Source organism: Bartonella sp. AD328YNZD, from assembly GCF_042196425.1.
This window is the reverse complement of record NZ_JBHIQG010000661.1, coordinates 1-845: the sequence shown is the minus strand read 5'-3', so window position 1 is coordinate 845 and position 845 is coordinate 1. Positions and strand designations below refer to the sequence as shown.

Sequence of the window (845 nt, the reverse complement as noted above, 5' to 3'; positions counted from 1 at the left end):
TTACTTTATAACGTACGGAAGTAAGCCTAAAAAGCGAGCACGTTTGATAGCGTTAGCTAATTCACGCTGTCTTTTTTGACTAACAGCTGTAATCCGTGAAGGAACAATTTTTCCACGTTCAGAGATATAACGTTGTAACAATTTGATATCTTTATAATCAATTTTCGGTGCATTAACTCCTGAAAAAGGACATGTTTTGCGACGGCGATGAAAGGGGCGACGTGCAGAGTTTTGATTAGTATCAGTCATCATTCTACCCCTTCTATAGCATTTTCACGTTGACGACGCGGGGAACGAGAACGCTCCTCATCATGACCAATGTGGCTATTGCGATCAAGATGTGAGAGCATAGCAGATTTTTCTTTTTCATGTTTTTCTACACGAATGGTCATGTAACGCAAAACATCCTCATTGATGCGCATCTGACGCTCCATTTCAGCAATTGCTGTAGCTGGTGCATCAATATTGACCAATACATAATAAGCCTTACGGTTTTTTCGAATACGGTAAGCAAGAGGACGAAGTCCCCAATTTTCTACACGCCCAACTTTTCCACCCTGCGCTTCAATGACACCTTTGTAGAGACTCAAAAGTTCATCAACTTGTTGCGGTGCAATGTCTTGTCGAGCAAGGAACATATGTTCATAAAGAGCCATTGTTTTGCCTTTCTTCAATTAAATTCCACCGGTTTTAGCGCAAAGCCTCTGCGACTTGTCTTTTTTGGAAATCCAAAGAAGAAAGGACGCGTTTACAATTCGAGACATCTCAGAGCGGAGACACGGGAGGTCGGAAACATTGTATTTCCTACTGATTTCACAGCCCTCCGTTCAACCTCCAGCTAAAGT

General features: G+C 42.0%; 2 protein-coding genes. Both read right to left on the bottom strand.

Annotation, left to right across the window (positions count from 1 at the left end; all coding sequences use genetic code 11):
* Entirely contained in the window at nucleotides 1-249 is a 249-nt protein-coding gene (gene rpsR, locus ACFIO3_RS14330; protein WP_375606469.1) for a 30S ribosomal protein S18, read from the bottom strand.
* Nucleotides 249-656 carry a 30S ribosomal protein S6 gene (gene rpsF, locus ACFIO3_RS14325; protein ID WP_375606290.1) on the bottom strand — a complete coding sequence of 136 codons (408 nt, stop codon included), beginning with the start codon at nucleotides 654-656 and terminating at the stop codon, nucleotides 249-251. The genes rpsR and rpsF overlap by 1 nt, the downstream gene beginning before the upstream one ends.
* Nucleotides 657-845 lie beyond the last annotated feature (189 nt).